General features: G+C 63.3%; 15 protein-coding genes and 1 pseudogene. 9 read left to right on the forward strand and 7 right to left on the reverse strand.

Going from position 1 to position 11,549, the window contains the following annotated elements; translation table 11 throughout:
* Positions 1-285: 285 nt before the first annotated feature.
* Together cysK and AC1DWF_RS25790 are read right to left on the reverse strand one after the other, a co-directional pair.
* Complete coding sequence (cysK, locus tag AC1DWF_RS25785; protein WP_476786255.1) at positions 286-1,266, reverse strand: cysteine synthase A; 981 nt, start codon at positions 1,264-1,266, stop codon at positions 286-288.
* A gap of 154 nt (positions 1,267-1,420) precedes the next feature.
* The gene (locus AC1DWF_RS25790) at positions 1,421-2,038 is read right to left on the reverse strand and encodes a LysE family translocator (RefSeq protein WP_476786254.1); all 618 of its coding nucleotides are present in this window, start codon (positions 2,036-2,038) and stop codon (positions 1,421-1,423) included.
* Positions 2,039-2,251: 213 nt separating this feature from the next.
* On the opposite strand from AC1DWF_RS25790, the gene AC1DWF_RS25795 reads away from it, so the two are divergent.
* Positions 2,252-3,508 carry an Hsp70 family protein gene (locus tag AC1DWF_RS25795; RefSeq protein WP_476842203.1) on the forward strand — a complete coding sequence of 419 codons (1,257 nt, stop codon included), beginning with the start codon at positions 2,252-2,254 and terminating at the stop codon, positions 3,506-3,508.
* Positions 3,509-3,565: 57 nt separating this feature from the next.
* Here AC1DWF_RS25795 and AC1DWF_RS25800 read toward each other — a convergent pair whose 3' ends face one another.
* Positions 3,566-3,763, reverse strand: coding sequence for a hypothetical protein (locus AC1DWF_RS25800; protein ID WP_109575939.1), 198 nt, complete (start codon positions 3,761-3,763; stop codon positions 3,566-3,568).
* Positions 3,764-3,795: 32 nt separating this feature from the next.
* Positions 3,796-4,866, reverse strand: coding sequence for a heat-inducible transcriptional repressor HrcA (hrcA, locus tag AC1DWF_RS25805; protein ID WP_476784642.1), 1,071 nt, complete (start codon positions 4,864-4,866; stop codon positions 3,796-3,798).
* 150 nt (positions 4,867-5,016) lie between these two features.
* Here hrcA and rph point away from each other — a divergent pair, with 150 nt between their 5' ends.
* The 4 genes from rph to hemW are packed head-to-tail and all read left to right on the forward strand — an operon-like array spanning position 5,017 to position 7,965.
* Positions 5,017-5,733, forward strand: a complete 717-nt coding sequence (rph, locus tag AC1DWF_RS25810; RefSeq protein WP_476784641.1) for a ribonuclease PH — start codon at positions 5,017-5,019, stop codon at positions 5,731-5,733.
* Positions 5,734-5,741: 8 nt separating this feature from the next.
* Positions 5,742-6,152 carry a VOC family protein gene (locus AC1DWF_RS25815; protein ID WP_476784640.1) on the forward strand — a complete coding sequence of 137 codons (411 nt, stop codon included), beginning with the start codon at positions 5,742-5,744 and terminating at the stop codon, positions 6,150-6,152.
* Entirely contained in the window at positions 6,152-6,799 is a 648-nt protein-coding gene (gene rdgB / locus AC1DWF_RS25820) for an RdgB/HAM1 family non-canonical purine NTP pyrophosphatase (protein WP_476784639.1), read from the forward strand. The genes AC1DWF_RS25815 and rdgB overlap by 1 nt, the downstream gene beginning before the upstream one ends.
* Entirely contained in the window at positions 6,799-7,965 is a 1,167-nt protein-coding gene (gene hemW / locus AC1DWF_RS25825) for a radical SAM family heme chaperone HemW (RefSeq protein WP_476789489.1), read from the forward strand. The genes rdgB and hemW overlap by 1 nt, the downstream gene beginning before the upstream one ends.
* A gap of 3 nt (positions 7,966-7,968) precedes the next feature.
* Here hemW and AC1DWF_RS25830 read toward each other — a convergent pair whose 3' ends face one another.
* Positions 7,969-8,451 (reverse strand): GNAT family N-acetyltransferase, encoded by a 483-nt coding sequence (locus AC1DWF_RS25830; protein ID WP_476784637.1) that lies wholly within the window; start codon positions 8,449-8,451, stop codon positions 7,969-7,971.
* A 99-nt stretch (positions 8,452-8,550) separates the two neighbouring features.
* Here AC1DWF_RS25830 and AC1DWF_RS25835 point away from each other — a divergent pair, with 99 nt between their 5' ends.
* The 4 genes from AC1DWF_RS25835 to AC1DWF_RS25850 all read left to right on the forward strand — a co-directional run bounded on the left by AC1DWF_RS25835 (position 8,551) and on the right by AC1DWF_RS25850 (position 10,909).
* Entirely contained in the window at positions 8,551-8,988 is a 438-nt protein-coding gene (locus AC1DWF_RS25835) for an EamA family transporter (protein ID WP_476784636.1), read from the forward strand.
* 315 nt (positions 8,989-9,303) lie between these two features.
* Positions 9,304-10,203, forward strand: a complete 900-nt coding sequence (gene rsmI / locus AC1DWF_RS25840; RefSeq protein ID WP_476784635.1) for a 16S rRNA (cytidine(1402)-2'-O)-methyltransferase — start codon at positions 9,304-9,306, stop codon at positions 10,201-10,203.
* Positions 10,196-10,567 (forward strand): YraN family protein, encoded by a 372-nt coding sequence (locus tag AC1DWF_RS25845; protein ID WP_476784634.1) that lies wholly within the window; start codon positions 10,196-10,198, stop codon positions 10,565-10,567. The genes rsmI and AC1DWF_RS25845 overlap by 8 nt, the downstream gene beginning before the upstream one ends.
* 111 nt (positions 10,568-10,678) lie before the next feature.
* On the forward strand, positions 10,679-10,909 hold the full coding sequence (locus AC1DWF_RS25850; RefSeq protein WP_476784633.1) for a DUF3297 family protein: 231 nt from the start codon (positions 10,679-10,681) through the stop codon (positions 10,907-10,909).
* Between the two features lie 32 nt (positions 10,910-10,941).
* Here the strand turns inward: AC1DWF_RS25850 and AC1DWF_RS25855 are convergent, their stop codons facing one another.
* Together AC1DWF_RS25855 and AC1DWF_RS25860 are read right to left on the reverse strand one after the other, a co-directional pair.
* The gene (locus AC1DWF_RS25855; protein ID WP_476784632.1) at positions 10,942-11,226 is read right to left on the reverse strand and encodes an acylphosphatase; all 285 of its coding nucleotides are present in this window, start codon (positions 11,224-11,226) and stop codon (positions 10,942-10,944) included.
* Between the two features lie 105 nt (positions 11,227-11,331).
* Positions 11,332-11,549, reverse strand: a pseudogene (locus tag AC1DWF_RS25860) (IS110 family transposase); the annotation flags it as partial.

The raw sequence follows: 11,549 nt of genomic DNA on the forward strand, positions 1-11,549 counted from the left end.
GTCGAGCCGCTCCTTCGCCTTCGAGACATCGATCCCTACAACGACAAAAGCAGCGTCCATCTTCTCCCATCCTTGCCTAATCGGGCTTCGCTTGCGGCCCTGGCGACTGTTCGGGGTCGATGGAACGGCGGACGAAGACCCAAGCTCTCCCACGGGCTTGGTGTCCCAAAGGAACTTCGGTCTCCCGTCCGCCACCGCACCGCTAACAATAGCAGATGCGGCAACGTTCAAGTTACAAGGGTAAGGGTGAGGGGCAATTTGTACCCTAGGAACGTACGCTATCGCTCAGCCCCCCAACCCCTCGAACAGCACCGTCGACAGGTAACGTTCGGCAAAGGACGGGATGATGACGACGATGTTTTTGCCTGCATTTTCCGGGCGCGAACCGACGATGACGGCGGCTTGAAGGGCGGCACCCGAGGAGATGCCGACCGGCACACCTTCGAGGCGGGCGACGAGACGAGCATTGGCCACCGCGTCCTCGTTGGAGACCTTGACGATCTCGTCATAGATCGTGGTGTCCAGCACCTTGGGCGCGAAACCGGCGCCGATGCCCTGGATCTTGTGCGGGCCGGGCTGGCCACCCGACAGAACAGGCGAACCTTCCGGCTCGACCGCCACGACATGGAGCGAAGGCTTGCGCTTCTTGATGACCTGGCCGACGCCGGTGATGGTGCCGCCCGTGCCGATGCCGGCAACGAAGATGTCGATCGAGCCTTGCGTGTCGTTCCAGATTTCTTCGGCGGTGGTCTCGCGATGGATCTCGGGGTTGGCGGGGTTTTCGAACTGCTGCGGGATGACAGCGTTCGGGATGGTCTGCGCCAGCTCCTCAGCCTTGGCGATGGAACCCTTCATGCCCTTGGCGCCTTCGGTCAGCACCAGTTCGGCGCCGAGCAACGCCAGCATCTTGCGGCGTTCGATCGACATCGTCTCGGGCATGGTCAGGATCAGCTTGTAGCCCTTGGCGGCGGCGGCGAAGGCAAGTGCGATGCCGGTATTGCCCGAGGTCGGCTCGATCAGCGTGCTCTTGCCCGGAGTGATGCGGCCGTCGGCCTCAAGTGCCTCGATCATGGCGACGCCGATGCGGTCCTTGACGCTGCCTATCGGATTGAAGAATTCGAGCTTGGCGATGAGGTTCGCCACCACCCCCTTTTCCCTGGCGAATTTGTCGAGCCTGACCAGAGGCGTGTCGCCGATGGTCTCGGTGATCGAGCCATAGACGCGACCGCGACCGGGCACACGCGTGGAGGTGACGGGCTTGTTCATCGATTTCGCTCCCGAAATAGGCCTGAGTTTTGAACTGCGAAGATAGGGTGTCGCAGGGCAAATTCCGAGTGGGTGCCGTGCTGATTAGGGGCAGTTCACGGAAACATGTTTCCGTGAACGCCAATTCAGGAGAATGAAATTCCAGCCAGCGCCGTTACTGGCGGACAGCAATCGCGGCCGCGGCACCGACCATGAAGCCGGCGGCGGTGCGGTTGAGAAGCTTGAGCGCGCGCGGCGTCTTGAGGAACCAGCGCGCCTTGGACGCCAACAGCAGGTAGGGCACCAGCACGATCAGCAGCACGGCGATGGTGATGGCAACGAGAATGCCATAGTCGGCAAGCGTCGGCGAATGCAGGTCGACCACCGTCGGGGTGATCGCCAGATAGAAAATCATCGTCTTGGGATTGCCCAAAGTCACGGTCAGCCCGGCGAGGAAGCTCGCCAGCAGGCCGCCCTTGCCCTTCTTTGCCTCGACGGTCTCGGGCGTGATGCCGCTGGTCCAGAAGTTCCAGGCGAGATAGACAAGGTAGGCAACACCGAGCCATTTGATCGCCAAAAACACCATGCCGAAGGACTGGGCGACAAAGGCAAGGCCAAGGACGACGGCGGTGAGATAGGTGAGATCGCCGACCACCAGCCCAAGCGACATGGCAAGCGAGGAGCGGAAGCCCGAGCCGAGCGCGCGTGCCACGAGTGCGGTTACCCCGGGACCCGGAATGGCGGCGGCAATCGCAAGCGCGCCGCTATAGGCGAGAAATCCTGTAAGGGTCATGTGATCTGCTCGGGGTGGGTTGGACGGCGTTGATATGGCACGAAAGCGGTTTCCTGGGAATGTCGCGGGGGTTGGGCCAGCGATCACATTTTCTCAGAAAATACCCCGCAGAGATCGACATTCGCCGCCCTCTGGTGTAGGCGCACGGTCCGATTGCGGCCCCGGCAGAAGCTCGAGGGTCGCCCATTCATGCAGAAAATCCAGGACTCAACGATGCGACCGGCTTTCGGCGGCATAGACTTCGGCACTTCCAACTCGACCGTCGGCGTGATCGAGAACGGCCGCCCGCGCCTCGTGGCGCTCGAGGGCGACAGCGTCACGCTGCCGTCTGCCATCTTCTTCAACTTCGAAGACAACCAGACCGCCCTTGGCCGCCACGCCATCGGCGAATACACCGACGGCGCCGAGGGCCGCCTGATGCGCGCGCTGAAGAGCGTGCTCGGTTCGTCGCTGGTGCATGAAAAGACCCGCATCAAGGCGCGCCAGATCGCCTTTACGGACATCATCGGCATGTTCGTCGGCCATCTCAAGGATCGGCTCGAAGGCCATGTTGGCGAGCCGGTCGAAAACGTCGTGCTCGGGCGCCCGGTGCAGTTCGTCGACGATAATCCCGAAGCCGACGCCGCAGCCCAGAGTGAGCTCGAAAAGGCGGCACGCGCGCAAGGCTTCAAGCACATCGACTTCCAGTTCGAGCCGATCGCCGCAGCACTCGATTACGAGCGCACGGTGACGCGCGAAGAGCTGGCGCTGATCGTCGACATGGGCGGCGGCACGTCGGACTTTTCCATCGTTCGCGTTTCACCCGAGCGTGCAGCATCCAGCGACCGCAAGGCCGACATCCTCGCCAATCGCGGCGTCCATATCGGCGGCACCGATTTCGACCGGCTGCTCAGCATCGCCCATGTCATGCCCGAGCTCGGCTATCTCACACCGACCAAGGACGGCAAGCGCAACCTGCCGGCGGGATACTTCATCGATCTCGCGACGTGGCAGCGCATCAACTTGCTCTACACGCCCAAGGCCAAGCTCGATTTGCGCCAGATCCGTTTCGAGGCGGCGCGCCCCGACCTCATCGATAGGCTGATCGAGGTGGTCGACCAGCGTTTCGGCCACGCTTTGGCGACCAAGGTCGAAAAGGCCAAGATCGAGCTGACCGACGCGGACCAGGCAACCATCGAAGTTGCGCTGCCGGGCACGCGCTTTGATGCGTCTCTGACCAGGCAGGGACTTGAAGACACCATTCGCAGCGCGGTCGAGCGCGTCACGGCGACCGTCGCCGACACGCTTGAAGAAGCGCAGGTGCAAGCCCAAGACATCACTGCCGTGTTCTTGACCGGCGGCTCGACCGCCATCCCGCTGGCGCGCCAGAGCATCCTGGCGCTCGTGCCCSGGGCCAAGATCGTCCAGGGCGACGCTTTCGGCAGCGTGGGCCTCGGCCTCGCGCTCGATGCGCAGCGGAAATTCGGCTAGGACAATCGAAGTACTACAGCGTCCTTTGCGCGTCCTGGTCGCACGGCGCTGTAGGTCTCAGGCGCCTGCTTTGTAAAAATCCTCGTCGAGGCGCTTTTCCAGTTCGACGAGGTCGGCGGGCACCGGCAAGCCTTGCGCCCGCAATTCGGCCAGCTTCTCGCGCAGGCGCTCGTGCAGTTCGTGTTCGTCTTCGGGCTGGTTGACCATTTCCTGCAAGAGGACCGCAATCTCGGCCTTGATCTGTTCGAATGCCATTGCATCCTCCTGAGTATGACTGGGCGATTATCTCACCTGAGCATGCGCGAGATCAACTGCGCCGTATAGTCGACCATCGGCACAATGCGCGCATAATTGAGCCTGGTCGGGCCGATGACGCCAAGCGCGCCGACAACGCGGGCATCCTTGTCGCGATAAGGGGCCACGACCAGCGACGAACCGGAAAGCGAGAACAGCCGGTTTTCCGAGCCGATGAAGATACGTACGCCCGAGCCTTCTTCGGCGAGGTCGAGAAGCTGGATCAACCCGTCCTGGGTTTCCATGTCCTCGAACAGATGCTTGAGCAGTTCGATGTCGGCCTGGGCGGTGACGTTTTCGAGCAAATTGGCGCGGCCGCGCACGATGAGCCGCGACGGCAGGCCGCTTTCGGCGCCGGCCCAGACGGCAAGGCCCTTTTCGACGAGATCCTGCGACAGCGTGTCGAGGGCTGCCTTGGTCTCGTCCTTGATGCGGGCGATCTCGATCCGGGCCTCGGCCAGGGTGCGGCCCCGGATATGGGCGTTGAGGAAGTTGGACGCCTCGTGCAGCTGGGAAACGGTGACACCGAGCGGCAGCTCGACGACACGGTTTTCGACATCGCCATTCTGCGACACCAGCACGGCCAGCGCCTTTGTCGGTTCGAGCTGGATGAACTCGATATGCTTGAGGGCGACCTCGTTCTTGGCGGCGAGCACCAGACCAGCGCCGCGCGACATGCCCGACAGCATCTGGCTCGCTTCGGTCAGCATATGCTCCAGCGAAGCACCCTCGCCCGATGCCTTGACCTGGGCCTCGATGGTGCGGCGCTCCTCGTCGGAGAGATCGCCGAGTTCCATGAAGGCGTCGACGAAAAAGCGCAGGCCCTTTTGCGTCGGCAAGCGGCCGGCGGAGATGTGCGGCGCATAGACGAGACCGAGATGCTCGAGATCGCTCATCACGTTGCGCACGGTTGCCGGCGACAGCGACGAAGGCAGCATGCGCGACAGATTGCGCGAACCGACAGGCTCGCCATCCCTGAGATAGGAATCGACGATGCGCCGGAAGATGTCGCGCGAGCGCACGTCGAGCGATTGCAGCGTGGGATCGGGTACCGCTTTGGTCATCTGCTTCATGGACTCCGTCTAAAATGATATAGACCGCACGGCTGCGAACACAACAGCTCCAGCAGCGGAACCGGTTTTCCTTTGCGCTGGTCCTGCCATGGAGCTACAAGCCGGCAACAATTTTCCGATTTCGCCAGAGAAAGTAGCCGTATGCGCCCCTCCAAACGCCAATTCGACGAAATGCGCGCCATCTCCTTCGAACGCAACGTGTCCAAGCACGCCGAAGGCTCATGCCTGGTGAAGTTCGGCGACACCCATGTCTTGTGCACGGCGAGCCTGGAAGAAAAGGTGCCGGGCTGGATGCGCAACTCCGGCAAGGGCTGGGTGACGGCCGAATACGGCATGCTGCCGCGCTCGACCGGCGAGCGCATGCGCCGCGAGGCTTCGGCCGGCAAGCAGGGCGGTCGCACCCAGGAAATCCAGCGGCTGATCGGCCGCAGCTTGCGCGCCGTGGTCGACATGGGCGCTCTCGGCGAGCGCCAGATCACCGTCGATTGCGACGTGATCCAGGCCGACGGCGGCACCCGCACGGCTTCGATCACCGGCGCCTGGATCGCGCTTCATGACTGCCTGCGCTGGATGGAAGCGCGGCAGATGGTCAGCGTCGAAAAGGTGCTGAAGGACCATATCGCTGCGATCTCGTGCGGCATCCATGACGGCCAGCCGGTCATCGACCTCGACTATGTCGAGGACTCCTCGGCCGGCACCGACGCCAATTTCGTCATGACCGGCAAGGGCGGCATCGTCGAGATCCAGGGCACCGCCGAGGGCGTGCCGTTCTCGGAAGAAGAATTCCTGGCGCTGATGAGCCTCGCCCGCAAGGGCATCACCCGGCTTGTCGACCTGCAAAAGATGGCGGTGGGCTGAGGCTCCCGATGAAGCCCTCGGCGATCCTTGAATCCGCGCTTTACGTCACCGACCTTGACGCCGCCGAGGCGTTCTACGGCGAGGTGATGGGGCTGGAGCAAATCGCCAAGGTGCCGGGGCGGCATGTGTTCTTCCGCTGTGGCCCCGGCGTGCTGTTGCTGTTCAACGCCGAGGCGACGCGCCAGCCGCCCAAGCCCGATGCCAGGCTGCCGGTGCCGCGGCATGGCACGTCAGGCCCAGGGCATCTGTGCTTTGCCGCGACGGCTGAAGAAGTCGAGCAATGGAAGACAAGGCTCGAAGGCGAAGGCGTCGCCATCGAAGCCGATTTTGAGTGGCCGAATGGTGGCCGTTCCATCTATTTCCGCGATCCGTCAGGCAATTCGCTTGAGATCGCCGAGCCGAAACTATGGGGCCTTTGATGCGCAAGCTTGCCGACAACGAGATCGTGATCGCCAGCCACAATGCCGGCAAGCTGCGCGAATTCGCCGACCTGATGGCGCCGTTCGGCATCGCTGCCAAATCGGCCAAGGAATACGGCCTGCCCGAACCCGACGAGACCGGCACGACCTTTGAGGAAAACGCCTACATCAAGGCGCTGGCGGCAGCGACCGCCACCGGACTGCCGGCGATGTCGGACGATTCCGGGTTGGTGGTCGACGCGCTCGACGGCGCGCCGGGCGTCTACACCGCCAACTGGGCCGAAAAGCCCGACGGCACGCGCGACTTCGCCATGGCGATGCAGCGCACAGAAGACGCCATGCAAGAGCGCGGCGCCAAGGCGACCGACCAGCGCACCGGTCGCTTCGTTGCCGTCATCTGCCTGGCCTGGCCGGATGGTCACGCCGAATATTTCCGTGGCGAGGCCGAGGGCAATCTCGTGTGGCCGCCGCGCGGCGAAAAGGGCTTTGGCTACGACCCGGTGTTTTTGCCTGAAGGCCTCGACAAGACCTTTGGCGAGATGAGTGCTGAGGAAAAGCACGGCTGGAAGCCCGGACAGGCCGATGCCCTGTCGCACCGGGCGCGTGCGTTCCAGAAGTTCGCCCGCGCCATGCTTGGTTCGGCCTGATGGGCGTTACGTCGCTCAGCCGCGACCCCGGCTTCGGCGTCTATGTGCACTGGCCGTTTTGCGCGGCCAAATGCCCTTACTGCGACTTCAACAGCCATGTCCGCCACCAGCCGGTGGACCAGGAACGTTTTGCCCGCGCCTTTGCCGCCGAACTCGCAACGATGCGAGCGCGCACCGGCCCGCGCGAGGTGACCAGCATTTTCCTGGGCGGCGGTACCCCGTCGCTGATGAAGCCCGAGACAGTGGGGGCGGTGCTCGATGCGATCGCCGCCAACTGGACGATATCAGGCAATGCCGAGATCACGCTCGAGGCCAACCCGTCTTCGGTCGAGGCCGAACGCTTTCGCGGCTATCGCGCCGCCGGCGTCAACCGGGTGTCGCTCGGCGTGCAGGCACTGAACGATGCCGATTTGCGTTTCCTTGGCCGGCTGCACAATGTGCCGGAAGCGATTCATGCTATCGGGCTCGCGCGCGAGATCTTTCCGCGYCTGTCATTCGACCTGATCTATGCGCGGCCGGGCCAGAAGCCCGATGCCTGGGCGAAAGAGCTTGAACAGGCGATCAGCTACGCCGTCGACCATCTGTCGCTGTACCAACTGACGATCGAGGAAGGCACGCGCTTCTTCCAACTCTACAATGCCGGCAAGTTCGAGATCCCCGACGGCGAGCATGCCGCTGAGCTGTATTCGATCACGCAAGAGGTGACGGCGGCGCACGGACTGCCGGCCTACGAGATTTCCAACCACGCCAGACCAGGTGCTGAGAGCCGGCACAATCTGACCTACTGGCGCTACGGCGAATATGTCGGTGTCGGCCCCGGCGCGCATGGCCGTTTCCTCGAAAACAACACCCGCATGGTGACGATCGCTGAGAAGTTGCCCGAACGCTGGGCCGAGCTGGTCGAAGAGCGTGGTCACGGCATCACCGGTGGCGAGATCCTCAACCGCTCGGAAGAGGCCGACGAGTTCCTGCTGATGGGCCTGAGGCTCGTCGAGGGCATTGACCTCGCGCGCTACGAAGTGCTGTCGGGCAAGTCGCTGTCTTCGGCGCGGCTGTCTATCCTACAGGACGAAGGCCTGGTGGCGCCGATCGGCAATTCGCGCCTGCGCGCCACACCCCAAGGCATGATCGTGCTCGACGCCGTCGTTGCCGATCTTGCGCGGTAACGATCAGCTTTTCCGCTTCAGCGCAAATACGTTCGTGCCCTCGACGTCGTCTTCGATGCGTTGCCAGCCCATGCCTTCGTAGTAGGCGCTCAGGTGTGGCTTGGCGCAGAGATAGACGGTCTCGAAGCCCTGCTTGAACGCGGCCTCGGCCCCTGCCCGCGCAAGTGCGGTGCCGAGGCCCGATTTGCGTGCCGCTTCATCGACCCACAACGCAGCTACCCATGGCGAATATTGCGGGCGCGATTCAAGATCGTTGTCGATCAGATGGGCGGTGCCGAGGAAGGCGTCGCCGTCGTGGGCGACGAGCGCCAAGGGCAGTCCCGAAGAGGAAAAATTCTCGTTCACCAGTTCCTGGATGAAGTCGAGTTGGTGGCCGTCGTCGCGCCACCATGCATTCCAGATGCGATCAGCAACCGTTTCGGCAAATTCCGGCCTGTCGCGAAGATCGGAGATCGAAAATTTGTGGTCCATGTCGTTCGTCATCATGCGGACTGCTGTGCTTTCGACTTTCGGAAAGTCGGCGATTGAAAAGACTGAGGTAAACGTCCATTCAAAAGCCCACAACTCCATTTCACGGAGCCAGACATGAATTCCGCCGTCGCATACTGGCAGTTCTGGGCCGTACTTTCGGCCATCTTCGCGGCCCTGACGGCAATCTTCGCCAAGGTCGGCATCGAAAACATCAATTCCGATTTCGCCACACTGATCCGGACGGTGGTGATCCTTTTGGTGCTGGGCGCGATCATCACGGCGACCGGGCAGTTCCAGCCGCTCGGTGAGATTTCGCGCAAGACCTATGTGTTTTTGGTGCTGTCGGGGCTTGCCACGGGGGCATCGTGGCTATGCTACTTCCGCGCGCTGAAACTCGGCAACGCGGCGCAGGTGGCGCCGATCGACAAGCTAAGCGTCGTTCTTGTCGCGGTGTTTGGCGTTATCTTCCTTGGCGAGCGACTTAGCACGGCGAACTGGCTCGGCGTCGCGCTGATCGCGGCGGGAGCGGTTCTGGTCGCCTACAAGGCGTGAGGGCGGTGCCGCTTTGGTGGCTGCGTCAAGGCGGGAGATGAAGGCGTCGAAGCGATGGGACATGGCCAATACTATTGCCTCTGTTACGAATCTCTGTGTTCCGATCCGCGGCGGCGATTTGTTTCCCGCACTGTGGCAAAGCCAAGGCAAAAGCGATCACATCCTTTTGCAAGTGCCTCAGTGCCATGCCAATGAAGGGCTAGAGCCGTGCCATTCCGCTTGAAGCGGAATGGGGCTCTATTTTCTTGTTGGAGCATGATCTTATCCGAAAACCGGTTCCCACTTTTCGGGATCATGCTCTAGAAGCGAGGCGGCGTGCAGAACAACGAAAACAAGCGGGTCTATGTCATCGGCCAGACCGAGATCGCGGCACGGCCGCTGACGCCCGCGCTCTATCTGGTGGCGACGCCGATCGGCAATCTCGGCGACATCACGCTGCGCGCGCTCGAAACGTTGGCTGGGGCCGATCATGTGGCCTGCGAGGATACGCGGGTGACACGCGTTTTGCTCGACCGCTACGGCATCCGCCAGCGGCCGACCGCCTATCATGAGCACAACGCCAGCGAGGCCGGGCCGCGGCTGATCGAAGCGTTGGAGAACGGCCGCAGCGTGGCGCTGGTTTCGGACGCCGGCACACCGCTGGTTTCCGATCCGGGGTTCAGGCTGGTCGGGCAGGCACAGGAGCGCGGCATCCGCGTCGTGCCGATCCCCGGCGCTTCGGCAGTGCTGGCAGCGCTGACCGCCTCGGGCCTGCCTTCGGACGCGTTTTTCTTCGCCGGCTTCCTGCCCGTGAAGGACGGGCAGAAGCGGACGCGGCTGGAAGAGGTCAAGGCAGTACCCGGAACGCTGATCTTCTTCGAATCGCCTCGCCGGTTGGCCGACACCCTCGCCGCCATGGCCGATGTGCTGGGCACACGCCAGGCGGCGATCGGACGCGAACTTACCAAGGCCTTCGAGGAAATCCGCACCGGCACCTTGGCCGAACTGGCCGCGCACTATGCCGAAGCCGATACGCCCAAGGGCGAGGTGGTCATCTGCGTGGGGCCGCCCGAGGAGCGGACCGAGACGGCCGACGATGTCGACAAGCTTTTGTTGTCGCTGGCCAAGGAGATGCCGGCATCGAAGGCGGCAGCGGAAGCTGCGCGCATGACTGGCGGGCAGAAATCAGCGCTTTACCGCCGCCTGCTTGAGCTGCGCGAAGGGTCKGATGACTGAGCGCCTTACCCGCCAGCAAGCACATCGCCTGGGACATCGCGGCGAGTGGCTGGCGGCATTGGCACTGATGCTCAAGGGCTACCGGATCGTTGCCCGGCGCTACAAGACCAAGCTCGGCGAGATAGACCTGATCGCCCGGCGCGGCGACCTTGTGCTGATCGTCGAGGTGAAGGCGCGGCGCACGCTGATCGAGGCGATGGAGGCGGTCGCCTACGGTTCGGAGCGGCGCATCGAAGGCGCCGCCGATCTGTGGCTCGCCCGCCAGCCGGACTATGGCCGGCTTTCGGTGCGCTTCGACATGGTAGCGGTGCTGCCAAGGCGCTGGCCGGTGCATGTCGAAAACGCGTTTTACGGGCGGAATTGAGCGCGGGCCTTTACCCGGTCGACCAATGCACTTAACAGCGCTCGCACGGCCTGCCGCGACGCAGGCGATCATTTTTCGTCCCAACGGACGTCTGAATTACTGGAGAGTGCAATGACCCTTCCTGACCGCCTGAGCAATGACCCGCGCAGTCCGTTTTTCAACGCCGAGGCGCTGCAGGCAGGCGTCGGCATCCTGTTCAACGGCAAAGAGCGCCAGGACGTCAGCGAGTACTGCGTCAGCGAAGGCTGGGTCCGCGTGCCGGCCGGCAAGTCCAAGGATCGCTTCGGCGAGCCGATCACCATCAAGCTCAAAGGCACTGTCGAGGCTTTCCCGAAGCCTTGAACCGTCGGGCTGCGTAGGCCGGAATTGGCGGATTAGCCGGTGATGTCGAAGCCGGCAGGCAGGTTTTCCGGGTTCGCCGGTTCCGAGACGACGCTGGATACCACCGCCCCGCGCGGACCTTCCCACAACAGCTCCAGCATCGACGCGGCCGCCGCGTCGGAACCTACGACCAGTGCCGTCACCGACCCGTCGCGCTCGTTGCGCACCCAGCCGCGCAGGCCCAGCTTTTCGGCCTGGCGCTTGGTCCAGATGCGGAAGCTGACGCCTTGGACGCGGCCTGAGATGCGGGCACGCACGGCGTGGGACGTGTCGTTCATTGAGGCCTCCAAATCGCGTGCCAACAGGTCGGCCAGCTTGCGCCGCCCCTCATCCGCCTGCCGGCACCTTCTCCCCGTGAACGGGGAGAGCGACTGTCTTGGCGGTCAAGCGGTTTGCCATGGTTTTTGGTCCCGGATCATGGCGTTGAGGATGGTGAGGAGCTTGCGCATTGTCGCGACGATGGCGACGATCTTGGGCTTGCCGGCGGCAACGAGCCTGTCGCGGAAGGCCTTGAGGACAGGGTTGTGACGTGCGGCGACAAGGGCTGCCATGAACAGTGCGGCGCGGACGCGCGTCCTGCCGCCGCCGATGAAGCTCTTGC

Source organism: Aminobacter sp. P4_D5 (genome assembly GCF_056401815.1).